This window comes from Limnohabitans sp. YIMB22184, from assembly GCF_048020265.1.
Lineage (GTDB): Bacteria > Pseudomonadota > Gammaproteobacteria > Burkholderiales > Burkholderiaceae_C > Limnohabitans_A.
The window spans coordinates 31,943-56,172 of the sequence record NZ_CP171843.1; the positions used below are offsets into that span (position 1 = coordinate 31,943).

The following is a 24,230-nucleotide window of genomic DNA, read 5'->3' on the forward strand; positions in this document are numbered from 1 at the left end:
AAAATCGAGTCCAATTTCCCGATACAGGACAAGTCTTTCCATGAACGTCATCCGTTTTTCTGATCTGTGCGCCAGCGGCAAGGCTGCCGGCCAACGTGTTTTCATCCGCGCCGACCTGAATGTGCCGCAAGCCGATGACGGCAGCATCACCGAAGACACCCGCATCCGCGCCAGCGTGCCCTGCATCCAGATGGCGCTGGACGCCGGAGCGGCCGTGATGGTGACCAGCCACCTTGGCCGCCCCACCGAGGGCGAGTTCAAGCCCGAAGACTCGCTGGCCCCGGTGGCCAAGCGCTTGGGCGAGTTGCTCGGTCGTGATGTTCCGCTGGTCGCCAACTGGGTGGACGGCGTGAGCGTCGCCCCCGGCCAAGTGGTGCTGCTCGAAAACTGCCGCGTCAACAAAGGCGAGAAAAAGAACAACGAAGAGCTGGCCCGCAAGATGGCCCAGCTGTGCGACATCTACGTGAACGACGCCTTTGGCACCGCCCACCGCGCCGAAGGCACGACTTACGGCATTGCCCAATTCGCGCCCATCGCCTGCGCTGGCCCCTTGTTGGCGGCTGAGATCGATGCGATTGGCAAGGCCCTGGCCAACCCGAAGCGGCCGCTGGCGGCCATCGTGGCGGGCTCCAAGGTGTCTACCAAACTGACCATTCTCAAAAGCCTGTCGCAAAACGTGGACCAGTTGATCGTGGGTGGTGGCATCGCCAACACCTTCATGCTGGCGGCGGGTTTGAAGATCGGCAAGAGCTTGGCCGAAGCCGACTTGGTGGGCGAAGCCCAAGCCGTGATCGAGGCCATGAAGGCGCGAGGCGCTGAAGTGCCGATCCCGACCGACGTGGTGACCGCGAAAACCTTTGCGGCCGATGCGGTAGCGACGGTGAAAAAAGCCACCGATGTGGCCGATGACGACATGATCCTGGACATTGGGCCGGAGACCGCCGCCAAACTGGCGGCCCAGCTCAAGGCGGCGGGCACCATCGTTTGGAATGGTCCGGTGGGCGTGTTCGAGTTCGACCAGTTTGCCCATGGCACCCAAGTGATTGCTCAGGCGATTGCCGAGTCCAGCGCCTTCAGTATTGCAGGGGGCGGCGATACCCTGGCCGCGATTGCCAAATACGGCATCGAACAACAGGTGGGTTACATCTCCACAGGCGGTGGCGCGTTCCTGGAAATCCTGGAGGGCAAGACCTTGCCCGCCTTTGAGATTTTGGCCAAGCGCGCAGCTGGTTGAAGCAGCGCCGTGGTCTTTGACCGCTGACCTGGGATGTGCCCAGACCCAATAAAAAACCCCGCATTGCGGGGTTTTTTATTGGGGGCTATGTACCTTGGTCAGGCTTGAGCAGCAGGCGGCAGGTTGCCGCGCACCGGGCTGGTCATTGTGCCCTTGAAGTCGGTCCAGCATTCACGGCTGAAGTCGTACAGCTTGCAGTTTTTGGCGGTTTCAAAGTACCACTTCCAGGAAAAGGGCTGGACGATGATGCGGCCGGGCAGCATTTCTTCGAGCTTGGCCTGCGCTTGCTTCAGGCGGTACAGCGGGATGCTCATGTCCACGTGGTGGGCGGTGTGCTCCATGATGTGGTGCATCATGGCGCCGATGTTGAAGGGGAAGGTCAGGTGCACGGTGGTGGAGACGAATGGCGCTGCCTTGGTCCAGGCGGCCTTGTTGTCGTGCCAAGACACCTTGACGTGGGTGTGGTGCACATACACCACGAACCCGATCATGCTGTTCCAGAAGAAGAAGGGCACCACAAAACCCAGCAGCAGCGACAGCCAGACCGACTGGCCGGTGTACACCGCGGCTGCGGCGACCGTGGCGATCCAGAAAGCAGCGAACAGGCTCACCAGCAGGCTGTCCTTGAAAAAGATCGGACGGCGGGTAGGCATGTGGGTCTTGTTGGGGAAGAACTCGCGCTTCCACCAAATCTCGATCATGTAATACAGGCCGGGGGCCCAGCCGCTGCGGTAGGCACGCTCGAGCAGCTTTTGCATGGGACTCAGCGCCTCAAATTCGGCAGCCGTCAGTGGGGTCCAGACGAAGTCGACGCCTTTGAGGTTGGTGTAGCCGTGGTGCACCACGTTGTGGCCGGTGTCCCAGAGGCTGTAGGGGGTAAGTGAGGGCAAAAATGCGATGCGGCCCAGCACCTTGTTCAGCTCGCGATGGGGCGTCAGGCTTTGATGGCAGGCGTCATGCCCGATGATGAACAAGCGACCGATCACAAAACCGGCGGCCAGGGCGCACAGCACTTTGAGCCACACGGATTCGAGGGCGATGGTGCCCGCAATCAGGGCAAAGAAGAGGGTGTAGTCCAGGATCAAGAGCACAAAGGCTCGCAGAGTGCTGCGCTCGGACAGGGGAATCAGCCACTCGCGCAAGGTCTTGCGGTGCGGCAGAGGCTGGTCCGGTGAGATGGGGGCCGTGGTCGGTGTGTGTAGTGCGGTCATGACGCTTCAAATTAAATCGCTCAGGCAGAAGTTTAGTCGCCTGAACGTTTCCATGGGCTGACAAGGATCAATTCAGGGGCATCACAAGGAGAAATCGGTGTATGCCTTGGCTTGTCCAGTCGCAACTTGACTTCGCGGGTTTCCCCTCTCGTGGTGCCCATTGGAAAGAACCGGGGATGTAACCCGTTTCGTGTGAAAATTGAAATCAAATTACATGGAGTTGTCCGAATGCCCCGTCGCGCCACCAAAATTGTTGCCACTTTAGGCCCTGCTTCCAGCGATCCGGCCCTGCTTGAAGCCATGATCCGCGCCGGGGTGAACGTGGTCCGGCTCAATTTCAGCCATGGCAAGGCGCAAGACCATGTGGACCGCGCCCGCCTGGTGCGCGAAGCTTCGCAACGCGCAGGCCGCGAAGTGGCCATCATGGCCGACCTGCAGGGCCCCAAGATCCGCGTGGGCAAGTTCGCCGAGGGCAAAGTCATGCTGGAGCCGGGCGCCGCTTTTGTGCTGGACGCCTCGCGCACCGAGCCCGGCGACATCCATGGCGTGGGCCTTGATTACAAAGAGCTGCCCCGCGACGTGAAAGCGGGCGATGTGCTTTTGCTCAACGACGGTTTGATTGTGCTCACCGTCAACGCTGTCAAAGGCGAGCAGGTGCACACCACCGTCAAGCTGGGCGGTGAGCTGTCCAACAACAAGGGTATCAACAAGCAAGGCGGCGGCCTCACAGCCCCGGCCTTGACCGCCAAGGACATGGACGACATCAAGACCGCCATGAGCCTGAAAGCCGACTACGTGGCCGTGAGCTTCCCGAAAAACGCCACCGACATGGAAATGGCCCGCCAGCTGTGCAATGTGGCCGGTGCCGAATACGGCCACAAGCCCGGGCTGATTGCCAAGATCGAACGCGCCGAGGCCATCCCGCACCTGGAAAGCATCCTGATCGCCAGCGACGGCATCATGGTCGCGCGGGGTGACCTGGCGGTGGAGGTGGGCAATGCTGCGGTGCCTGCCCTGCAAAAACGCATGATCAAGCTGGCCAAGGTGCACGACAAAGTCGTCATCACCGCCACCCAGATGATGGAAAGCATGATTACCAACCCGGTGCCCACCCGCGCCGAGGTGTCGGACGTGGCCAACGCGGTACTGGACGGCACCGATGCCGTCATGCTGAGTGCCGAAACCGCAGCAGGCAAATACCCGCTTGAGACGGTGGAAGAGATGGCCAAGATCTGTGAGGCCGCCGAAAACGCCGAAGACCCTGCACTGGATGCCGACTTCAAAGGCCAGACCTTCAGCCGCATCGACCAGTCCATCGCCATGGGCGCGCTGTTCACGGCCCACCACCTGGGTGCCAAAGCCATCGTGGCCATGACCGAATCGGGCTCCACGGCCCTGTGGATGAGCCGTCACCGGGTGCACATCCCCATCTATGCCCTGACCACCAAGCTCACGTCGCAGCGCAAGATGGCGCTGTACCGCAACGTGCGCCCTCTCTTGATGGACACCAGCGCCGACCGCGACACGGCCCTGGCCGAAGCGGAAGCACATCTGAAAAGCCGCAACATTGTGGGCACGGGCGATGTCTACGCCATCACCTGTGGCGAGCCCATGGGCTCGCCCGGCGGCACCAATATGCTGAAGATTTGCAAAGTGGCTTGACCCTGGCCTTGCAGGAGGCCGCCTCTGCGGCCGAATCCTTTCGCGCGCAGGGGCGCGCTCCCACAAAGTATCTGTACCCAACACCAGTGGCCTTTAAAATCCAGAACAGTTACAGGCCGGGTACAGACACGGGCTGCATGCATTTTTAACTTTTGGGGAATTTCACATGGCACTCGTTTCAATGCGCGAGCTGCTGGACCATGCGGCCGTCAACGGCTACGGCATTCCAGCTTTCAACGTCAACAACCTGGAGCAGGTCCAGGCCGTCATGATGGCCGCTGACGAAGTTGGCGCTCCGGTCATCCTGCAGGCCAGCGCGGGTGCGCGCAAATACGCGGGTGAGCCCTTCATCAAGCACCTGATCCAGGCGGCCACCGAGCAGTGGCCCCACATTCCGCTGGTCATGCACCAGGACCACGGCCAAAGCCCGGCGGTTTGCCAGGGCGCGATCAACCTCGGGTTTTCGTCCGTGATGATGGACGGCTCTTTGCTCGAAGACGGCAAGACCCCGGCCGACTTTGCCTACAACGTGGATGTGACCCGCCGCGTGGTGGACATGGCCCACCAGCTGGGCGTGTCGGTCGAGGGTGAATTGGGTTGCCTGGGCAACCTCGAAACGGGCGAAGCCGGAGAAGAAGACGGCATTGGTGCCGAGGGCAAACTGGACCACAGCCAGATGCTGACCGACCCCGAAGAAGCCGCCCAGTTCGTGAAAGCCACAGGCCTGGACGCGTTGGCCATTGCGATTGGCACCAGCCATGGCGCGTACAAATTCAGCCGCAAGCCCACGGGCGACATTTTGGCCATCAGCCGCGTCAAGGAAATCCACCAGCGCATTCCCAACACCCACCTGGTGATGCACGGCTCGTCCAGCGTGCCGCAAGAGCTGTTGGCCCTGATCAACCAGTACGGCGGCAAGATGAAGGAAACCTACGGCGTGCCCGTCGAGGAAATCCAGGAAGCCATCAAGCACGGCGTGCGCAAGATCAATATCGACACCGACATCCGCCTGGCGATGACTGCGGCTTGCCGCAAATTTCTGGTGGAGAACCCCGACAAATTCGATGCCCGCGAGTGGCTCAAGCCCGCCCGCGAAGCAGCCAAGCAGCTGTGCAAGCAGCGTTATCTGGAGTTCGGCTGCGAAGGCCAGGCCCCCAAGATCAAGGGGGACAGCCTGCAGGTGGTGGCCGCTCGCTACGCTCGGGGCGAGTTGGCCCAAGTGGTGAACTGAGACCCGGATGGCCATGCTGCGCTCGCCATGACGCTGGCCGTCACTGCGAGGAGCTTGCGACGCGGCAGTCCAGGTGCGTCGCATGCGCAAGAGGCCGCCTTGTACCCTATACACTGCGATAATTGACCCGAATGGCTCATTGACTGTTCAATGGGCCTTTTTCTTTTTTGCTGCTGCCTGACTGTTTCGCCATGACCTCTGCACTCCACACTTCGGCCCTGACTTCCTTGCCCCTGCTGGCGCGTGGCAAGGTGCGCGACAACTACGCGGTGGGTGACGACCGTATCCTGATGGTGGCGTCGGACCGCATCAGCGCGTTTGATGTGATCATGGGCGAGCCCATTCCCGGTAAAGGTGTGCTGCTCACTCAGATGGCGCTGTTCTGGTTTGACAAATTGGGCCCCAAGGGCTTGAACATTTGCCCGATCCACCTGACGGGCGAAGCCCCCGAGAGCGTGGTGAGCGCCGAAGAAGTGCCCCAGGTCAAAGGTCGTTCCATGCTGGTCAAGCGCCTGAAACCGATCCCCGTCGAGGCGGTGGTGCGCGGTTATCTGGCCGGCAGCGGCTGGAAGGAATACCAGGACAACCAGGCCGTGTGCGGCGTGAAGCTGCCCGCAGGCCTGAAAAACGCCAGTCGCCTGCCAGAACCCATCTACACGCCCGCGGCCAAAGCGGCAGTGGGCGAGCACGACGAAAACATCACCTTCGAGCAAACCGTGGCCATGATCGGGGCCGACCTGGCCACCCGCATCCGCGACATCAGCATCCAGCTGTACAAAGCCGCGCGAGACATTGCGGCTGCCAAAGGCATCATCATTGCCGACACCAAGTTCGAGTTTGGCCTGGACACCGATGGCACCCTGGTGCTGATGGACGAAGTGCTCACGCCCGATTCCTCGCGTTACTGGCCCGCCGACAGCTATGCCGAGGGCGCCAACCCGCCCAGTTACGACAAGCAGTTTTTGCGTGACTGGCTGGAAAGTGCGCAGATCAACGGCAAGCCCTGGGACAAGACACCGCCTGCACCGCGCCTGCCGCGTGAGGTCATCGAGAAAACAGCCGCCAAATACGAAGAGGCCATGAAAAAGCTGATGGCCTGAAACCCCAGCATTTCGGGCATCAAAAAGGCGCTGCCATGCAGCGCCTTTGTTTTGGGGTTGAGCGGCTCAGCCTGTGAAAGCCAGCAGTGTCATGGCATCCAGCAGCAAAGTCGTGCTGGCCACCAGCATGCTGGCGCAGGCGGTCGTGCGGCCGCGCGGGTGCAGGGATGCGCCCCAGAATACAGTCAGGCAAACCAATTCCAAGCTGCCGCGCATCCACAGGTAGCGGCTGCTGTCCACCAGCTTGGCGGTTTCTGGGCTCATCAGCACGGCAATCAGAAAAACACCCTTGACCAGCCAAAGTGCAGCGCCCAAATGCAGGGAGGGCAGGTGCGTCAGCAGGTTGCGCGCGGATACGTGCGAGCGCACAGGCGCACCACCGAGCAAGCATTGCAGCTCTTCAGGGGTGATCAGGGGCTCGGCGCGTGGCATGACTCAAAAATGAATGCGAAAGTGATGGTTAAATTCTAGGCCGCATCTGCCGGCAAAAGACCAGGCATTGACCGGCCAGCGGGCTGAAACCGGTAAATGTCTGTAACGACATGGATTTGGGCGCTTGGGTTAGCCGCGACCGCCGAGCCAAGCCGTGGCTGCTCGCGGAATCTGTCGGTGGCGCAGTCGTGAAAAAGCCCAGTCAGACCGCTGTGCTGCAGCCGGACCGGGCTTGGGGTCATGGACTGAGTTTTGCTCAGTTGAGCGCCATGCTCAGCTTGCGGCGGTAGCTGGAGATCATGGCCAGCAGTGGGTCCTCCTGGAGCGCGGCTTTCCCCATGAGTTCGATACCACCCGCCGATTTGCCGGTGGCGTCTTGCGTTTTGGGTTTGGGTGGCGTCATCAGCTCCAGCAGGGCGACAAAGGTTTTGCGCGGGGCTTCGTCGTCCCATTTCTTGTCGCGCATGATGATTTCCAGCAGTTCGTCCATGGCCGCTTCCCACTGGCCCACGGCGATCAAGAGGCGGCTTTTGGCAAAACGGGTTTCAAAGTCGCGCTTGTTCTGGCCAATCAGTTCGTCAAATTGGGCCAGCTCCCATTGGCCGCGCGGGTCGTTGGTCACGAATTCCAGGGCATTGAGCCACTGGGTTTGGGCCTCAAAGCGCAGCGGCACTGGAATGCGGGCCATGGCCGGGGCCAGCAAGGCGGCGGCTTCGGCCAATTCACCGTGGCCGATCAGCAGTTTCACCAGGTCGAAACGGGCATCGTCGTTGCCCGGGTCGGTGGCCAGGGCCTGCTCCAGCGCGGCGCGGGCGCTTTGGGCGTCACCGGCTTGCAAATGCTCTTGGGCTTCTTGGGCGGCGGCTTGGGCCTGCAGTTCTTCGGCAGCGGGCAGGTGTTTGTCCAGGAACTGCTTGACCTGGCCTTCGGGCAAGGCCCCCATGAAACCATCGACCGGCTGACCGTTTTTGAGGAGCACGCAAGTCGGGATGCTTTTGATGCCAAAGGCCTGGGCCAGTTGCTGCTCTTCGTCGGAGTTGATCTTGACCAGCTTGAAGCGGCCTTCGTAGGCGGTCTCGACCCGCTCCAGGATGGGGCCCAGCGACTTGCAGGGGCCGCACCAGGGCGCCCAAAAATCCACCAGCACAGGCGTGGTCATGGAGGCCTCGATGACCTCGGCTTCAAAGTTTTGTATCGTGACGTCCATCATGGCGGGCAGTGTTCCGGGTTGTGTTCCAGACCCCAAGCGGGTGAAACCTTAAAATTCGACATTGATCACGAAAAGCACCCAATGACTCAAGCGCTCATCGGCGTCGTCATGGGTTCCAGCTCCGACTGGGACACCATGCAGCACGCAGTCCAGATTCTCCAACAGTTTGGCATCCCCCACGACGCCCGCGTGGTTTCGGCCCACAGAATGCCCGACGATATGTTTGCCTATGCACAGAGCGCGGCCGAGCGCGGCCTGCAGGCCATCATCGCAGGTGCGGGCGGCGCGGCCCATTTGCCCGGCATGATCGCGGCTAAAACCGTGGTGCCGGTGCTGGGTGTGCCGGTGCAGACCAAGGCGCTGTCAGGTGTGGATTCGCTGCACAGCATTGTTCAAATGCCCAAGGGCGTCCCGGTGGCCACCTTTGCCATTGGCGCAGCCGGTGCGGCCAATGCCGCCCTGTTTGCGGTGGCCATGCTGGCCAACCACGATGCGACGCTGCGCCAAAAGCTCGAAGCCTTCCGCGCCGAGCAAACTGCCGCTGCGCGAGCCATGACCTTGCCACCCGTGGGTGCCGCATGAGCCGCGCGATTCTGCCGGGCTCCATGGTCAATGGCCAACCTGCCACCTTGGGCGTGATGGGCGGTGGCCAGCTGGGCCGCATGTTCGTGCACGCGGCCCAGGCCATGGGCTACTTCACCGCCGTGCTCGACCCCGACGCCGCCAGCCCGGCCGGGCGGGTGAGCCACCACCACATCCAGACTGATTACCTGGACGAACAGGGCCTGGCCCAGCTGATGCAGCGCTGCGCCGCCATCACCACCGAATTTGAAAACGTACCTGCGCCCGCGCTGATGACCTTGGGCGCACACCGCCCGGTGGCCCCGGCCTCCGAGTCGGTCGCGATTGCGCAAGACCGCGCCGCCGAGAAGGCCCACTTTGTGCGCTGCGGCGTGCCGGTCGCGCCGCATGCCGTGATCGAAACGGCCGAGCAGTTGGGGGCTGTGGGCGACGATTTGCTGCCGGGCATTTTGAAAACCTCGCGCATGGGTTACGACGGCAAAGGCCAGATCCGCGTCAAGACCCGCGAAGCATTGGCGGCGGCTTGGGGGCAACTCAAAAACGTGCCCTGCGTGCTCGAAAAAATGCTGCCCCTGCAGGCCGAGTGCTCGGTCATCGTGGCGCGTGGGGCCGATGGGCAGATGGTGAACTTCCCGGTGCAACTGAACCTGCACCGCGACGGCATTTTGGCCGTGACCAGCGTGTACGAAGGCGCGGTGCCTGCCGACCAGGCCGCCCAAGCTGTGGCCGCGACCCGCGCCATTGCCGAAGGTCTGAACTACGTGGGCGTGCTGTGCGTGGAGTTTTTCATCCTGGAAGGCGGCCAGCTGGTTGTGAACGAGATGGCACCCCGCCCGCACAACAGCGGCCACTACACGATGAACGCCTGCGACCAGTCGCAGTTTGAGCTGCAGGTGCGAACGCTGGCGGGTTTGCCGCTCACCCAGCCGCGCCAGCATTCGCCAGCGATCATGCTCAACCTGCTGGGCGATTTGTGGCCCGAAGACACGCCTGTCATGTCCATAAGCAAAGGCCCGACCAGCCCTGCTTGGAGCCAGGTGCTGGCGTTGCCGGGCACGCACTTGCACCTGTACGGCAAGTTGTCGGCCCGTCCCGGCCGCAAGATGGGCCACCTGAACATCACGGGTGCCACCCCGGAGGCCGTGCGGGCCACCGCCTTGCAAGCGGCCGCTTTGCTCGGCATCGAAGCGTTTTAAAGACCACCATGATCCTGAGTCCCTCGGATGCTGCCATCGCGCAGGCTGCACAGGCTTTGCGTGACGGCCAGTTGGTCGGCTTGCCCACCGAAACCGTGTACGGACTGGCCGCCAACGCGGGCGATGACGCGGCGGTGGCCAAAATCTTTGTGGCCAAAGGCCGCCCGGCCGACCACCCGCTGATCGTGCATGTGGCCAGCCGGGACCAAGTGCCGCTGTTTGCGGCGCAGGTGCCCGATTTTGCGCAGCGTTTGATGGACGCTTTCTGGCCCGGACCGTTGACCTTGATCCTGCAGCGCCAAAGTGGCGTGGCCACGGCTTCGGCGGCAGGGCAAAACTCGATCGGGCTGCGCTGCCCCTCGCACCCGGTGGCGCAAGCTTTGTTGCAGGCCTGCCTGCCGTTGGGCGTGCTGGGTGTGTCGGCCCCCAGCGCCAACCGCTTTGGCCGCGTGAGCCCCACCACCGCCGCACATGTGCAGTCCGAGCTGGGCCCCGATTTGTTGATTCTGGACGGTGGCGATTGCGACGTGGGCATCGAGTCCACCATCATCGACTGCACCCGTGGTGAGCCGGTGTTGCTGCGGCCCGGGCACATCACGCGGGTGCAGATTGAGGCCGCTTGCGGCCACGCCGTGCTGGACAAGGACACGCCGCAAGCGGTACTGGGCCAGCCCGCGCCCCGCGCCTCGGGCACGCTCGAATCGCATTACGCGCCTCGCGCCAAGGTGCGGCTGATGTCGGCAGACGAGATCGCTCGCAAACTGCAAGCCCTGGGGCCACACACCAACAACCTGGGGCTGTGGTCAGCCGAGCGTCCTGCGAGCGAGCAGGGCATGGGCGCGGGGGTGTTGTGGCGCCAGCAAGCCACCACGGCCGAGCAAGCCGCGCACGACTTGTTCGGTGTGTTGCGTGATCTGGATGCCCGGGGCGTCTCGCAAATCTGGGTGCAACTGCCGCCCGACACGCCCGAGTGGGAAGGCGTGCGGGACAGACTGCAGCGGGCAGCGGCCTGAAGCGGCTTCAGCGGTAGCGCAGCTTCATCACCAAAATCATCAACGCCAGGCTGGTGGTGATGGCGTTGGCGATGATGATGGGCCAGGCCACCAGCAAGATGCCGTAGACCAGCCACAGGGCCACGCCCATGGTGAACAGGCTGTACATGCCCAGCGAGATGCCGCTCACGTCGCGGGTGCGGAAGGTCTGCCAGGCTTGCGGGATGAAGCTGGCGGTGGTCAGGAAGGCGGCCAAGGAGCCGACCCATTCAATGAGGTTCATGTGGGGGAGGTCCCTGCGTGTGCGGGTGTCGCGTTTTCAACGTGCTGCACTGCGTTGTGCGGTCTTGCGTTCTGGAGTGTTCGGTGGCCGACGGCTGGCGGTGCTCGCGTCCAAGTCGCGCACGGTCCATTCGAGCAGCTGGTCCAGCGCGGCCCGGGCCTGGTGCGCGTTGGGGTGGTGCAGCACGGCCACCACGGTGTAGCGCTGGCCGCTTTGCCCCTGCACATAACCGGCCACCGAGGCCACATCGCGCAGCGAGCCGGTTTTCAGCCAGGCGTTACCGATCACGGGCGACTGCGGGCTGCGATCTTTGAGGCGGGCAGCGGTGCCGTCCACCCCGGCGATGGCCAGCGAGTCGACAAAGTGCCGGGCGTGCGGGCTGGCGTGCGCGGCCTGCAGCAAGGCCGTGAGGGCCTGCGCGGTGCTGCGCTCTGTGCGCGACAGGCCCGAGCCGTTGTCCAGCACCGGCTCGTCGACTCCGGCAAAGCCTTGACGCCACCATTGCGACAGGCGCAGGCGCGAAGCCTCCAAACGCCCGGGTGCGCCCAACTCGCTCGACAGCGTCAGGTACAGCTGCTGAGCCATCACGTTGTTCGAGAACTTGTTGATGTCCTTGATGATCTCGGACAAGGGCAAGGACGGCGCTTCCAGCAGCAGCTTGGCCGAGGCCGGGCGCGAGCCGTAACGCACCTGTCCCGTGAGTTGTCCGCCTGCTTGCTGCCACAAGGCTTGCATGACGCGCGGCGCATAGGCTTCGGGCTCCGGGTAGGCCACGGGCCATTCGCGTTCGCCGCAGCTGGCGGGGTAGCGACCCGCAAAGCGCACTTGCTGGGGCTGGCTGAAGTCGGCCTGCAGCTGGCGCCGCCAGTCGCTGCAAGGGGCCTGGGTCAGTGGCAGTTGCGTGGGCGCGGAAAACCCGGCCAGTGGCGGCTCAAAGCGCACCTGCACTTGGCCGCTGGGGGCATCGGGCGTGAAGGTGTAGACCACGGCCTTGAAGTTGAGCAGCAGGCCATCCGGCCCCACGTTGTAAGGGCGCAGGGGCTCGTCGTCAAAAGGCTCGCTGCGCTCGCGCGCATCGAACACGCTGCGGTCGAGCACGATGTCCCCGCGCACCTCGCGCACACCTGCTGCGCGCACCTGGGTCATCAACGCTTGCAGGCGCTCGACCACCAGCTTGGGGTCGCCGCTGCCGCGCACGATCAGGTTGCCCTGCAGCACGCCATCGCGCACCGGGCCGTCGGTGTAGATACGGTTGCGCCAGACGTGCTCGGGCCCGAGCAGGCTCAAACCCGCATAGGTGGTGAACAGCTTCATGACCGAGGCCGGGTTGACGCTGGCTTGCGCGTGGTGCGACAATTGCCGTGACAGGGCCCCATTGGCCGCAGGTCCATCGGGCAAGGGGGCGATGCGCACGCTCAGGGCCGAAGGGGGAACTTGGGCCTTGTGCAGCGTGTGCATGACATGCCGGGGCAGCGCAGCGTCAGCCGCAGGGGTTTGACGGGCCCTGTCGTCGCTGCTTGGGGCATTGCTTTGGGCCTTGGCAGGCCAAGCCACCGCACTGCTCAGGGCCAGCACCGCGCAAGTGGCGTGGACGAGTGCGGATAAAAACGGTTGCTTGACGCGGGAGACAATCATCGGGCAAGTCTAACGGGCATGGGCCGTGTTCGGGCGGCCAAGGAAAGCGTGAGCGGCGGCCCCGTATGATTCGGGCCATGCGATTTTCTTCAAAAACCGTGGGCCTGGCTTCGGCGGTCATCACGGTGCTCATCTGGACCGGTTTCATTGTCATTGCGCGGGCTTCGGCGTCTCGGGGCTTGCTGCCCCTGGACATTGCGCTGGCCCGCATCCTCGGGGCCAGCAGCATCTTGCTGCCTTGGGCCTGGTGGTTGATGCGCTCCGCGCGTCAGGCGGGTCAAAAAGTGGGCTCTTTGGGCGGCTTGTCGCCTCTGCCCCTGGCCCCAACCGTGCAGGCCGGCTTGTTGGGCGGTTTGCTCTATGCCGTGTTGGCCTACACGGGCTTCTTTTTTGCGCCGGCCTCCCACGCTTCGGTGTTGTTGCCCGGTAGCTTGCCCTTGTGGACCACCTTGCTGGCCTGGCTGGTGCTGCGTGAGCAAGTGTCCTCGGCCCGCGCACTGGGGCTGGGCTTCATTGTGCTGGGCGATCTGCTGGTGGGGGGTGTCAGCTTGCTCAAGGCGTTTGATGGTGGCGAGGTCTGGAAAGGCGATGTGTTGTTCATGACGGCTGCTTGCTGTTGGGCGGGTTACAGCGTCATGGTGCGTCGACACGGTCTGGATGCGGTGCGAGCGACCATGGCCATCACCGCGTTTGCGTTTGTCAGCTTTGTGCCTGTGTACCTGACCTTGATCGGCTTGGGGGTCTTGCCCACCCATTTGTTGCAAGTGCCTTGGACCGAGGTCCTGTTCCAGGCGGTCTTCCAGGGCATGGGCTCGGTGGTCATCTCGGGCATCACCTTCACGCAGATGGTGCGCCACTATGGCCCGGTGCGCTCGACCATGATCACGGCCCTGGTGCCGGGTCTGTCGGCCCTCGGTGCTGTGTGGTTTTTGGGCGAGCCGATGCACTGGAATTTGCTGGCTGGGCTGGCACTGGTGACCAGTGGCATCTTGTTTGGTGTACGGCAGGCCAAACCCGTTGCTGCGCCCGGTGTCGCCGCGGCTGGAGGCCGACCATGAGCACGGCCCCGAAAGCATGGCGCTGGCTGGCCTTTGACACCAGCACCGATATCTTGTCGTTGGCCGTGGCACGCGGCGAGCAGGTCTGGACCCAAACCTTGCCTGGTGGCGCACAAGCTTCCAGTGGTTTGATTCCGGCCGTGCTGGCCTTGCTGGCCGAAGCCGATATGCCGCTGGCCTCGCTCGACGCCATCGTGTTTGGCCGGGGTCCTGGGTCTTTTACGGGCCTGCGCACCGCCTGCGCGGTGGCGCAAGGGCTGGCCTTTGGGGTCGATGTGCCGGTGCTGCCCGTTGACACCTTGCTGGCCGTAGCTGAAGAGGCGCGTTGGGCGCAAGTGCAAGCCCGGGCCATTGCGCCCGATGCCGCGCTCACCGTGCTGGCCCTTTTGGATGCCCGCATGGACGAGGTGTACAGCGCTGTTTACTGCTGGCAGCCCATGGCGGGGACAAACTCCGGGCTTTGGCAGGAAGCCGCGCCCCTGCGGGTTGGCGCACCCGAAAGTGTCGCGATGCCTGAAGCTCAGCCCGTGCTGCAGGCTGGCAATGCCTTTGCAGCATATGGCCATCGCTTGCCCCAAGCGGCGTCCGATGGAGGGCGCTGCGAGGCCCTGCCCACCGCTGCCGCTTTGCTGCGTCTGGCCCCAGCCTTGTGGGCGCAGGGTCTGGCCGTGCCGGCCGAGCAGGCCATGCCGCTCTACATCCGCGACAAAGTGGCCAACACCACCGCCGAGCGCGAAGCCATGAAGGCACAGGCGCAGTCTGCTTTGGCCAAGGCCACGGCGCAGCCATGAGGGCGATCATGAGCGCTGACAAGTTGTCCCGCCCGCAGCCATCCGAAGCCACGCGCAACCGCGTCACGCTGGCCGCCATGACACAGGACCATCTGGACACGGTGATCGCCATCGAGCAAACCGCCTACAGCCACCCTTGGACACGCGGCAATTTCCGGGACTCGCTCAACCCGCTGTTTGAGGCCCAGTGCCTGTGGCTGGACGGCGAGTTGCTGGGCTACTTTCTGGCCATGCGTGGCTTCGAAGAAATGCACCTGCTGAACATCACCGTGGCGCCTGCGCACCAAGGCCAAGGGTGGGGCCACATGATGCTGGACGCCTTGACGCTGTTGTCGCGCCAGTCAGGTGCGCAATGGTTGTGGCTGGAGGTGCGCCAAAGCAACCTGCGTGCGCTGCAGGTGTACGAGCGTTATGGCTTCAAGCAGGTCAGCATCCGCAAGGATTACTATCCTGCAGGCCGCCAGCAGCGAGAGCATGCGGTGGTGATGAGTTTGAAACTGTGAGCCCCAACATGAGCGACCCCACCCGATTTGACCTGGACGACCGCCAACGCGCCATGCTGGCCGAAATGGGCGTGCGCGTGTGGTGGCCCAAGCGCACCGCCGAAGCACAAGCCCAGGTTCAGGCAGAGACCCCAGTTCAGGCGCTTGCCGCTGCGCCTGATGTGGCCCTGCCCGCATCTGCCCCTGTGGCGTCGCCCGTGCCGCGACCTGCGGCCCCGGCCCCAACAGCTGCTGCGGCGCCCATGCCTGTGACCGAAGTGCTGGTGGGACAGCCCTTGGCCGAAGGCGTGGACCAGATGGATTGGGCGGCCTTGCAAGCCACCGTGGCCAGTTGCCGGGCCTGTGATTTGTGCGCGAATCGCCAGCAAGCGGTGTTCGGCGTGGGCGATGTGCAAGCCGACTGGCTGGTCATTGGCGACCCGCAAGTCGAAACCGAAGGCCAGCATGGTGAGCCCTTTGTGGGCCAGGCCAGGCAGTTGCTGGACAACATGCTCAAAGCGGTCGGTTTGAGCCGGGACACAAAAGGCGAAGGCGGTGTCTACATCACCAGCAGCTTGAAGTGCCGCCTGCCCGGCAGTCGCAACCCCAGCCCGCAAGAGCTGGCCACATGCGCGCCGTATTTGGCGCGGCAGGTGGCCCTGGTCAAACCCAAAGTCATTCTGGTGATGGGACGGTTTTCTATTCAGGCGGTGCTGCAATCGACCGAGCCGCTGGGCAAACTGCGGGGCCAGGTCCACAGCTACCAGGGCGTGCCCGTGGTGGCGACCTACCACCCCGACACGCTGCTGCGCAGCCTGCCCGACAAGGCCAAGGCCTGGGCCGATTTGGTGCTGGCGCTCAAGACCGTTCGCGGTTGATGGTTGGGTAGGAGGCCGCCCCCGCGGCCGAAGGGCTCAAGCCGCGCTGCGCTTGGGCCACAGCACGGCCGCGATCGACATTACCATCAAGCCCACGGCTGCCCAGTCTTGCCAGTGCAGCACTTCGCCCAGCCACACCGCCCCACTGAACACGCCCAAAACCGGGATCAGCATCACGCTCAGGGTTGAAGCCACTGGGGGCAAACTGCGGGCCAGGTAAAACCAGGCGGCGTGTGCAAAGCCAAACACCAGCACCGCGTTGAAGCCAATCGCAAACCAGTTGGACGGGCTTGGGGCCACCCAGCGACCGCTCTCCAACACCAAGGCCAACACGCTGAGGACCCCGGTGGTCATCAAGGTCATCCAAAACGAGATGGCCAAAGTGGGCACAGGCATGGCGGTGCGGCGCAGCATTTGTGTGCCCAGCGCCCAAGTGCTGGCTGCAGCCAAGGCCAGCAAGACCCCGGTGGGCCTGCCGCTCAGGTTGGACAACTCGTGCCACAACAGCAGCACCACGCCAAGACTGGCCGCCGCCACCCCGGCCCACGAGCGCTTGGCCAGTTGGTCGCCAAACACCCACGCGCCCAGCAGCGCCGAAAACATGGGCATGGTGTAGCCCAAAATCGCCGCCCGCCCACTCGACAGCGACTGCACCGCGATGATGATCAGCGCCTGCCAGATGAACATGTTGAACACTGCCAACACCAACAACTCGCGCCAATGCGCACGCGGAATGCGAAACGGCACCTTCATGACCACCAAGGCCATTCCCAAAATCGGTGTGCCCAGCCACAGGCACAGGGCTCGAAAGGTGAGCGGCGGAAACCCGGTGACACCGATTTTCATGACGGGCCAGTTGATGCCCCAGACCAAGGTGAGCAAAACCAGCAAGGTCCATTGGCGGGGAGAGAGTTTGTGCATGGGGTGTGATTCAAAGATGGCGAAGGTGACTGTGGGCCAGCGCCTTGGGCGTGGTGTTCATTTGTCCCATGGCCGTTTGCGTTGGGCAGTGGGCATCGACCGGGTGACGGCATAGAGCCTGCAATGCTTCCAGTCGACTCTTGAGTTCTTGCAGTTCCTCGATCCTTTGCGCCACATGGTCCAAGTGCTGCAGCAGCACCTGTGAAGTGACTTCGCAAGCGCTGGCGGTGTCTCCGGGCACATTCAAAAGGACCTGAATTTCCTGGATCGACATGTCCAGACTCCGGCAAGTGCGTATGCGCCGCAAGCGTTCGATGTCTTGAGCGCTGTAAGCGCGGTAGCCATTGCTGGCCCGCATTGCAGGGCTCAACAGGCCTTGCTGTTCGTAAAAACGGATGCTGGCCGTGCTCATGCCGCTGGCCTGGGCCACTTGGCCTATGCGCAGGGTGGGTGTTGCAGTTTTGCTCATGGAGGGTATTGACCTTGTAGCAGCTTGAAGGTTTCCAATCATCGCATCTTCAATCAAATAACTTCAGGGGCTGTGCATGAACCATTTCGCAGGATTTTTATGGATTTACTTCGTCGTTTACGCCGGTGTTGCCATGTTGTGGCGCTCCGTCAGTGTTTACCGGGCCACGGGGCTGAACCCCTTGCGACTGCCCGCCACGGACGATGCGCCGGGGTATGTCGGTCGCATGTTCAAGGTGGTGTTGGCCTTGTGCTTTGTCTATTTGACGGCCTTGACCCTGGGATGGCAGTCGGACAACATCGCGCCGCCCATGGCTTGGCTAGACAACGCCTATGGGCGCGCATTTGGGTGGGGCGTTTTGGTGGTCAGTGGCTTGGGGGTGGTCTTGGCACAGAAGCAAATGGGCTTGTCCTGGCGCATTGGGCTGGATGCGGATACCCCTGGACCTCTGGTGACGTACGGCTTGTTTGCGCGTTCCCGCAATCCGATATTTTTGTCAATGCGCCTGAACTTATGGGCGCTCATGTGCCTGCTGCCCAATGCCGTGTCGATGTTGTTGCTGGTGTCTGGTGAGTTGTTGATCCAGATTCAGGTGCGGCTGGAGGAGGCGCATTTGCCACTGGTTTACGGCCAAGCGTACGACAGCTACCGTGCGAAGGTGCCGCGCTGGTGGTGACCAAGCCAAAGATGGGCACGGGGTGGAAAAGTACAATCCACCCCCATGACCTTCCTCGACATGCTGCGCGCCGCCGAGCGCCAAAACGGCTCCATGCTTTGTGTGGGCCTGGACCCTGAACCCACCAAATTCCCTGCGGGCATGAAGGGCGACGCCAACAAGATCTACGACTTCTGCGCCCGCATCGTGGACGCCACGGCCGACCTGGTCAGCAGCTTCAAACCCCAAATTGCCTACTTTGCCGCGCACCGCGCTGAAGGCCAATTGGAGCGCCTGATGGAACACATGCGCCGCGTGGCCCCGCATGTGCCGATCATTTTGGACGCCAAGCGCGGCGACATCGGCAGCACGGCCGAGCAATACGCCAAAGAAGCCTTTGAGCGCTACGGCGCCGACGCTGTGACCCTCTCGCCCTTCATGGGCTGGGACTCGGTGGCACCCTACCTGAAGTACGAAGGCAAAGGTGCATTCCTGTTGTGCCGCACCTCCAACCCCGGTGGCGATGATTTGCAAAACCAGCGCTTGGCGTCGGTCGAAGGCCAGCCCCGGCTGTACGAACATGTGGCCCGCCTGGCCCAAGGCCCCTGGAACCTGAATGGTCAACTCGGCCTGGTGGTGGGCGCCACCTACCCGGCTGAAATCGAGCGTGTGCGCGAACTCGCCCCCACCGTGCCCCTCTTGATCCCCGGCGTGGGTGCACAAGGCGGTGACGCGGTCGCCACTGTGAAAGCTGGCTGGCGGGCCCTTGCCGATGGCAGCAGCGCTGGGTCCATCATCGTCAATTCGTCACGCGCGGTGCTCTACGCATCGAGCGGTGACGACTTCGAGCAGGCTGCGCGGAAAGTCGCGATGCAGACGCGGGACACGCTGGAAGCGGCCAAGACCTGAAAAGCCTCAGGCCTTGGCCGCCTGCTGGGCTTTGTACACCAGCTTGCGCGCCATGCTCCAGCGGTGCACTTCGCTCGGGCCGTCATAGACCCGGAAGGCGCGCATGTCCATGAAGATGCGCATGACCGGCGTTTCGGCGGTCACGCCCTGGCCGCCCAGAATTTGCACGCAGCGGTCCACCACGCGCCACTCGGCTTCGGAGCAGGCCACTTTGGCGCGGCTTGATTCAAAGCCGCCTTTTTGGCCTTGGTCGAGCAGCCAGGCGGTGTGCCAGATGTGCAGGCGGGCGGTGTGCAGGTCAATGTCGTTGTCGGCCAGCATGAAGCCCACGCCCTCGTGTTCGGCCAGCGGTTTGCCAAAGGCGTGGCGGCGGCTGGCGTAATCGAGCGCGATGTCGTGCGCACGGCGGGCCTGCCCCAGCCAGCGCATGCAGTGCGTCAGGCGAGCGGGTGCCAAGCGCACTTGGGCGTACCGAAAGCCCTGGCCCACTTCGCCCAGCACGTCGCTGGCGGGCACGCGCAAGTTGTCAAAGCGCAGCACACCGTGGCCACCCGTGAAGCAGTTGTCCATGGCGTCCATGCTGCGTTCCAACTGGATTTCGGCTTTGTCCATGTCGGTCAAAAACATGGTGGCCGAGCCGTCTTCCATGCGGGCCATGATGATGGCGTAATCCGCGCCGTCGGCCCCGGTGATGAACCATTTGCGACCGTTGATCAGGTAGTCCTTGCCGTCGCGCACGGCGGTGGTCTTGAGCATCGACGGGTCAGCGCCTGCGCCGGGTTCGGGTTCGGTCATGGCAAAGCACGAGCGCGTGAGGCCCGCCACCTGCGGGCGCAGCCAGCGCTCTTTTTGCGCGGGCGTGGCCACTTCTTCCATCAGGTGGATGTTGCCTTCGTCGGGCGCGTGGATGTTGAGCGCGGTAGGCCCCAGGTTGGAATAACCGGCTTCTTCAAACACCACCGCTTTGGCGATGTGGCTCAGCCCCAGCCCACCCATCTCCACAGAGGCGTGGGGCGTGAGCAAACCCGCAGCGCGTGCGCGGGCCACCAGCTCCCGGCGCAGGTCTTCGGACGGGCCGTGCAGGCTGTGGCGCGGGTCGCCTTCCAGCGGGATCACCTGTTCGGCAATGAACTGCCGCGTGCGTTCGCGCAGGGCTGCAATGTCCGGTGGGATATCGAAGTTCATGGTCGCGGTTTCTCAAAGGGTTGATCCGTGTTTCTAGGGGCGATTGGAAAGCCTGCAACGGCCAGACCCTGTCCGGCCTGTGACTGGGTGTCGCCCGGGTGTCTATTTTTGATGTCTTCGTTCGATGTCTTTGGCGACTGTCATTTGCGTGGCATGGGTCAGATCAGTCGGGTGCTAGTCTGCAGGGCATGGGCACAAGACTTGGACATGCCCCTGCCCCAAAAAGGAAACCCATGAAGCTCTACACCGCCCACCGCGCCCCCAGCCCCCGCCGGGTGCTGATGTTTTTGGTCGAGAAAAACATCACTGGCATCGAGATGGTCAACCTGGACCTGAACGGCGGCGAGCACCGCCAGCCTGACTATTTGGCCAAAAGCCCGCTGGCCAAAGTGCCTGCGCTGGAGCTGGACGATGGCCGCGTGATCACCGAGACGCGGGCCATTTGCACCTTGCTGGAGGGCCGTTACCCCGAGCCCAACCTGATGGGCATGGACGGTGACGAACGCGGCTTCATCGAGATGGCCGATCGGCAGGTGGAGCTGTATTTGTTGGGCGGCATCGCGAATGCGATCCGCCACAGCCACCCGGGCTTGGCGGCTTTGGAGAAACCGCAGTTCCCCGAGTTCGGCCGTTCACAGGCCGAGAAGGTGCGGGGGGTGGCGCGGGGTTTTGACCAGCGCCTGCAAAGTCAGCCGTGGATGGCGGGTGAGCGCTTCACCATCGCCGACATCACCGCGTTTTGTGCGCTGGAGTTTGCGCGGGGCCTGATGAAGTTCGTGCCCGGTGACGAAGGCATGAGCGCCTTGCAGGCCTGGCGCGACCGCATGAATGAGCGGCCGAGCGCCAAGGCCTGAGGGCAGACGGACGCAGACGCTTTAGACCACGCCTTGGGCCAACATCGCATCGGCCACTTTCACGAAACCGGCGATGTTCGCGCCGTCGATGTAGCTCACGCTGCCGTCGCTGCGCTTGCCATACTTCAGGCAGGCGCCGTGGATGTTTTGCATGATGACCAGCAGGCGGGCGTCCACTTCTTCGCGGCTCCAGGACAGGCGCAGGGCGTTCTGGCTCATCTCCAGACCGGAGGTGGCCACGCCACCGGCGTTGCTGGCCTTGCCGGGTGCGTACAGCACGCCAGCGGCTTCGAAGGCCTTGGCCGCTTCGATGGTCGAGGGCATGTTGGCGCCTTCGGCCACGCAGACCACGCCGTTGGCGATCAGGGTCTTGGCGTCGTTCTCATGCAGTTCGTTTTGGGTGGCGCAGGGCAGGGCCACATCGACCTTGACGTGCCAAGGCGTTTTGCCGGCTTCGAAGCGGGCGCCGACCAGCTTGGCGTAATCGTTGACGCGGCCATAGTCGTGGTTTTTGACCTTCATCAGGATGGCGAGTTTTTCTGGGGTGAAGCCGTCTTCATCGACCACGGTGCCACTCGAATCGGACACGGTCACGACCTTGGCACCCAGGGCCATGGCTTTTTCGACCGCGTATTGCGCGACGTTGCCCGAGCCGGACACTGACACGCGCAGGCCTTTGAAACTCTTGCCGCGGGTCTTGAGCATTTCGTCGGCAAAGTAGACGGTGCCGTAGCCAGTGGCTTCGGGGCGGATGAGCGAGCCGCCAAAGCTCAGGCCCTTGCCAGTGAACACGCTGGCGGCGCTGTTCGAGAGTTTTTTGTACATGCCGGCGATGAAGCCGACTTCGCGGCCACCTACACCGATGTCACCCGCTGGCACATCGGTGTCGGGGCCAACATGGCGGAACAACTCGGAGGCGAAGGCTTGGCAAAAGCGCATGACTTCGCCTTTGCTCTTGCCTTTGGGGTCGAAGTCGGAGCCGCCCTTGCCGCCGCCCATGGGCAGGGTGGTCAGCGCGTTCTTGAAGGTTTGCTCGAAAGCCAAAAACTTGAGCACCGACAGGTTGACCGAGGGGTGAAAACGCAGGCCGCCTTTGTAGGGGCCAATGGCCATGCTGTGCTGAATGCGGTAGCCCTTGTTGACTTGCACGCGACCTTTGTCGTCCACCCAGCACACGCGGAACATGACCACGCGCTCGGGTTCAACCAGGCGCTCCAGCAAAGCTTGTTCGGCGTAATGGGGGTGCTGCTCGATGAAGGGCCAGAGGCTTTCCATGACCTCGGTGACCGCCTGCATGAATTCGGGTTGGCCGGGGTTGCGGTCGTTGACCGTGGCGAGAAACTGGGCCAGGCTGCCTGTTGTCATGGATGCTCCGTTTGAGTGCGTTTTGTGAAGTGAATATGAATTTTCCCACACTGAAATCCCTGTTTTTGAGCATCAATCACCTTTTTGGGGCAAATGCAGGCAAGTTTAGGGATTGACTTGCATCAATTCGGTGCATTGGAGTGAACGTGCGGCCCAACGCCAAGGTTTGAGGGACGGATGTGATCCTGCGCCCAGCGGTCACCCCGGACTGGATCCGGGGTCCATGCCTATTCAACCATGGATGCCGGATCGGGCCGGCATGACGCGCTTTAGCTGAACACGCCGCCGTATTCCTTGCGCAGGTCGTTCTTTTGCACCTTGCCGGTGCCGCCCACGGGCAGGGATTCGAGGAACACCACATCGTCAGGCACCCACCACTTGGCCACCTTGGTGGCCAGGAAGTCGAGAATCTCCTGCTTCTCAAGGGTCTGCCCCGGCTTGCGCACGATGAACAGCAGCGGGCGCTCGTCCCACTTGGGGTGCTTGACGCCAATGACCGCCGCCATCGCCACGGCGGGGTGACCGATGGCCGCGTTTTCCAGGTCGATCGAGCTGATCCACTCGCCACCGGTTTTGATCACGTCCTTGGTGCGGTCGCGGATTTGCATGGTGCCGTGCGCATCGATGGTGGCGATGTCACCGGTGGGGAACCAGCCGTCCACCAACGCGGTTTTTTCGGCCTTGTAGTAGCGCTCCACGATCCACTGGCCGCGCACCATCAGCTCGCCCTGCGATGTGCCGTCGCGGGGCAAGGTGACACCGTTTTCATCGACGATCTTGATTTCGATGCCCGAGACGGTTTTGCCTTGTTTGGCCACGATGGCGTGCTGTTCGGCCGCGGGCTTTTGGCGGTCGGCGCGGCTGAGGTTGCTCATGGTAGCCACGGCGGTGGTTTCGGTCATGCCCCAGCCGTGGCGCACTTCCACGTCATAGGTGTCCATGAACTTGGCGATCAGCGCCATCGGCATCGCCGAGCCACCCACGCAGGTGCGCTTCATGCTGGTGAAGCGCAAATTGTTTTGTTCTGCATGCTGGATCAGGCCCATCCAGATGGTGGGCACGCCCGCGCTGATGGTGACCTGCTCCGCCTCCATCAACTCAAACAGGCTCGGGCCGTCGAGCTTGGGTCCGGGCAGGACCAACTTGGTGCCTGACACCAGCGCGGCGTAGGGGATGCACCAGGCGTTGATGTGGAACATGGGCACCACAGGCAAGATGGTCTCTTGCGTGGACAAGCCCAGCACATCGGGCAGGCAGGCGGTGGTGGCGTTCATCACGATGGCGCGGTGTGTGTACAGCACGCCCTTGGGGTTGCCGGTCGTGCCCGAGGTGTAGCAAAGCGCTGCGCCGGTGTTCTCGTCCAGCTCGGGCCAGTTGAAGCTGTCAGGCTGGCCGGTGATCAGGCTCTCGTAGTTCATCACATTCGCTACGCCCTCGATGGCGGGCGTGTTGGCGGTATCGGCCAGGCAGACCCAAGCACGCACTTTGGGGCAATGCGCGGCAATGCCTTTGACCAGCGGTGCGAAGGTGGCGTCAAACAGCACCACTTCGTCTTCGGCATGGGTGATCACATAGATCAGCTGTTGCGGATGCAGGCGCGGGTTGCAGGTGTGCATGACCATGCCACTGCCCGAGATGGCGTAATACGCTTCCAGGTGGCGGTGGTTGTTCCAGGCGATGGAGCCGACTGCGCTGCCTGCTTTGAGGCCCATTTCCGCGAAAGCGTTGGCCAGCTGGCGCGAGCGTTTGGCCGCGTCGGCATAGGTATAGCGGTGCAGCGGGCCATGCGTCTCGCGCGAAACGATTTCTTGGTCACCGAACTGCGCAGCGCCGTGTTCGAGGATGCCCGAAATGAGCAGGGGGCGGTTCATCATGAGGCCGGGTTGGGGCATAGC

General features: G+C 63.0%; 24 protein-coding genes. 14 read left to right on the top strand and 10 right to left on the bottom strand.

Going from position 1 to position 24,230, the window contains the following annotated elements; translation table 11 throughout:
* Positions 1–40: 40 nt before the first annotated feature.
* Positions 41–1,234 (top strand): phosphoglycerate kinase, encoded by a 1,194-nt coding sequence (locus tag ACHEXL_RS00150; protein WP_416560066.1) that lies wholly within the window; start codon positions 41–43, stop codon positions 1,232–1,234.
* 98 nt (positions 1,235–1,332) lie between these two features.
* Here the strand turns inward: ACHEXL_RS00150 and ACHEXL_RS00155 are convergent, their stop codons facing one another.
* Positions 1,333–2,445 (bottom strand): fatty acid desaturase, encoded by a 1,113-nt coding sequence (locus tag ACHEXL_RS00155; protein WP_416560067.1) that lies wholly within the window; start codon positions 2,443–2,445, stop codon positions 1,333–1,335.
* A 228-nt stretch (positions 2,446–2,673) separates the two neighbouring features.
* Between ACHEXL_RS00155 and pyk the strand changes: the two genes are divergently transcribed.
* The 3 genes from pyk (at position 2,674) to ACHEXL_RS00170 (ending at position 6,438) form a co-directional block, all read left to right on the top strand.
* Positions 2,674–4,107 carry a pyruvate kinase gene (pyk, locus tag ACHEXL_RS00160; protein WP_416560068.1) on the top strand — a complete coding sequence of 478 codons (1,434 nt, stop codon included), beginning with the start codon at positions 2,674–2,676 and terminating at the stop codon, positions 4,105–4,107.
* A 166-nt stretch (positions 4,108–4,273) separates the two neighbouring features.
* Complete coding sequence (gene fba, locus ACHEXL_RS00165) at positions 4,274–5,338, top strand: class II fructose-bisphosphate aldolase (RefSeq protein WP_416560069.1); 1,065 nt, start codon at positions 4,274–4,276, stop codon at positions 5,336–5,338.
* Positions 5,339–5,529: 191 nt separating this feature from the next.
* Positions 5,530–6,438, top strand: coding sequence for a phosphoribosylaminoimidazolesuccinocarboxamide synthase (locus ACHEXL_RS00170; RefSeq protein ID WP_416560070.1), 909 nt, complete (start codon positions 5,530–5,532; stop codon positions 6,436–6,438).
* Between the two features lie 66 nt (positions 6,439–6,504).
* Here the strand turns inward: ACHEXL_RS00170 and ACHEXL_RS00175 are convergent, their stop codons facing one another.
* Together ACHEXL_RS00175 and trxA are read right to left on the bottom strand one after the other, a co-directional pair.
* Positions 6,505–6,870, bottom strand: coding sequence for a hypothetical protein (locus ACHEXL_RS00175; RefSeq protein WP_416560071.1), 366 nt, complete (start codon positions 6,868–6,870; stop codon positions 6,505–6,507).
* A 256-nt stretch (positions 6,871–7,126) separates the two neighbouring features.
* Positions 7,127–8,080: a thioredoxin gene (trxA, locus tag ACHEXL_RS00180; protein ID WP_416560072.1), complete on the bottom strand. Its 954-nt coding sequence runs from the start codon at positions 8,078–8,080 to the stop codon at positions 7,127–7,129.
* An 81-nt stretch (positions 8,081–8,161) separates the two neighbouring features.
* Between trxA and purE the strand changes: the two genes are divergently transcribed.
* The 3 genes from purE to ACHEXL_RS00195 are packed head-to-tail and all read left to right on the top strand — an operon-like array spanning position 8,162 to position 10,871.
* Complete coding sequence (purE, locus tag ACHEXL_RS00185) at positions 8,162–8,662, top strand: 5-(carboxyamino)imidazole ribonucleotide mutase (RefSeq protein WP_291923700.1); 501 nt, start codon at positions 8,162–8,164, stop codon at positions 8,660–8,662.
* Positions 8,659–9,858 (top strand): 5-(carboxyamino)imidazole ribonucleotide synthase, encoded by a 1,200-nt coding sequence (locus ACHEXL_RS00190; protein ID WP_416560073.1) that lies wholly within the window; start codon positions 8,659–8,661, stop codon positions 9,856–9,858. Before purE ends, ACHEXL_RS00190 begins: the two co-directional genes overlap by 4 nt.
* An 8-nt stretch (positions 9,859–9,866) precedes the next feature.
* On the top strand, positions 9,867–10,871 hold the full coding sequence (locus tag ACHEXL_RS00195) for an L-threonylcarbamoyladenylate synthase (RefSeq protein ID WP_416560074.1): 1,005 nt from the start codon (positions 9,867–9,869) through the stop codon (positions 10,869–10,871).
* A gap of 7 nt (positions 10,872–10,878) precedes the next feature.
* Here ACHEXL_RS00195 and ACHEXL_RS00200 read toward each other — a convergent pair whose 3' ends face one another.
* Entirely contained in the window at positions 10,879–11,133 is a 255-nt protein-coding gene (locus ACHEXL_RS00200; RefSeq protein ID WP_416560075.1) for a SemiSWEET transporter, read from the bottom strand.
* Between the two features lie 36 nt (positions 11,134–11,169).
* Positions 11,170–12,768 (bottom strand): D-alanyl-D-alanine carboxypeptidase/D-alanyl-D-alanine endopeptidase, encoded by a 1,599-nt coding sequence (gene dacB / locus ACHEXL_RS00205; protein WP_416560076.1) that lies wholly within the window; start codon positions 12,766–12,768, stop codon positions 11,170–11,172.
* Between the two features lie 77 nt (positions 12,769–12,845).
* Here dacB and ACHEXL_RS00210 point away from each other — a divergent pair, with 77 nt between their 5' ends.
* Genes ACHEXL_RS00210 through ACHEXL_RS00225 form a run of 4 tightly spaced genes read left to right on the top strand, consistent with a single transcriptional unit; the run spans position 12,846 to position 15,977 of the window.
* Positions 12,846–13,826: a DMT family transporter gene (locus ACHEXL_RS00210; protein WP_416560077.1), complete on the top strand. Its 981-nt coding sequence runs from the start codon at positions 12,846–12,848 to the stop codon at positions 13,824–13,826.
* Entirely contained in the window at positions 13,823–14,617 is a 795-nt protein-coding gene (gene tsaB, locus ACHEXL_RS00215) for a tRNA (adenosine(37)-N6)-threonylcarbamoyltransferase complex dimerization subunit type 1 TsaB (RefSeq protein ID WP_416560078.1), read from the top strand. The genes ACHEXL_RS00210 and tsaB overlap by 4 nt, the downstream gene beginning before the upstream one ends.
* An 8-nt stretch (positions 14,618–14,625) precedes the next feature.
* Positions 14,626–15,120, top strand: coding sequence for a ribosomal protein S18-alanine N-acetyltransferase (gene rimI / locus ACHEXL_RS00220; RefSeq protein ID WP_416560079.1), 495 nt, complete (start codon positions 14,626–14,628; stop codon positions 15,118–15,120).
* Positions 15,121–15,128: 8 nt separating this feature from the next.
* Positions 15,129–15,977 carry a uracil-DNA glycosylase gene (locus ACHEXL_RS00225; RefSeq protein WP_416560080.1) on the top strand — a complete coding sequence of 283 codons (849 nt, stop codon included), beginning with the start codon at positions 15,129–15,131 and terminating at the stop codon, positions 15,975–15,977.
* A 36-nt stretch (positions 15,978–16,013) separates the two neighbouring features.
* Here ACHEXL_RS00225 and ACHEXL_RS00230 read toward each other — a convergent pair whose 3' ends face one another.
* Positions 16,014–16,898, bottom strand: coding sequence for a DMT family transporter (locus tag ACHEXL_RS00230; RefSeq protein ID WP_416560081.1), 885 nt, complete (start codon positions 16,896–16,898; stop codon positions 16,014–16,016).
* Between the two features lie 10 nt (positions 16,899–16,908).
* Positions 16,909–17,367, bottom strand: coding sequence for a MerR family transcriptional regulator (locus ACHEXL_RS00235; RefSeq protein WP_416560082.1), 459 nt, complete (start codon positions 17,365–17,367; stop codon positions 16,909–16,911).
* A 76-nt stretch (positions 17,368–17,443) separates the two neighbouring features.
* Here ACHEXL_RS00235 and ACHEXL_RS00240 point away from each other — a divergent pair, with 76 nt between their 5' ends.
* Entirely contained in the window at positions 17,444–18,043 is a 600-nt protein-coding gene (locus ACHEXL_RS00240; RefSeq protein ID WP_416560083.1) for a methyltransferase family protein, read from the top strand.
* A 45-nt stretch (positions 18,044–18,088) separates the two neighbouring features.
* Entirely contained in the window at positions 18,089–18,931 is an 843-nt protein-coding gene (gene pyrF / locus ACHEXL_RS00245; RefSeq protein ID WP_416560084.1) for an orotidine-5'-phosphate decarboxylase, read from the top strand.
* A 6-nt stretch (positions 18,932–18,937) separates the two neighbouring features.
* Here pyrF and ACHEXL_RS00250 read toward each other — a convergent pair whose 3' ends face one another.
* Positions 18,938–20,116 carry an acyl-CoA dehydrogenase family protein gene (locus tag ACHEXL_RS00250; protein WP_416560085.1) on the bottom strand — a complete coding sequence of 393 codons (1,179 nt, stop codon included), beginning with the start codon at positions 20,114–20,116 and terminating at the stop codon, positions 18,938–18,940.
* 233 nt (positions 20,117–20,349) lie between these two features.
* Between ACHEXL_RS00250 and ACHEXL_RS00255 the strand changes: the two genes are divergently transcribed.
* A complete protein-coding gene (locus ACHEXL_RS00255; RefSeq protein WP_416560086.1) occupies positions 20,350–20,970 on the top strand; it encodes a glutathione S-transferase family protein in 621 nt (206 codons plus the stop codon).
* A 21-nt stretch (positions 20,971–20,991) separates the two neighbouring features.
* Here the strand turns inward: ACHEXL_RS00255 and gdhA are convergent, their stop codons facing one another.
* Together gdhA and ACHEXL_RS00265 are read right to left on the bottom strand one after the other, a co-directional pair.
* Positions 20,992–22,335, bottom strand: coding sequence for an NADP-specific glutamate dehydrogenase (gene gdhA, locus ACHEXL_RS00260; protein WP_416560087.1), 1,344 nt, complete (start codon positions 22,333–22,335; stop codon positions 20,992–20,994).
* Between the two features lie 269 nt (positions 22,336–22,604).
* The gene (locus ACHEXL_RS00265) at positions 22,605–24,227 is read right to left on the bottom strand and encodes a long-chain-fatty-acid--CoA ligase (RefSeq protein WP_416560088.1); all 1,623 of its coding nucleotides are present in this window, start codon (positions 24,225–24,227) and stop codon (positions 22,605–22,607) included.
* Between the last annotated feature and the right edge of the window lie 3 nt (positions 24,228–24,230).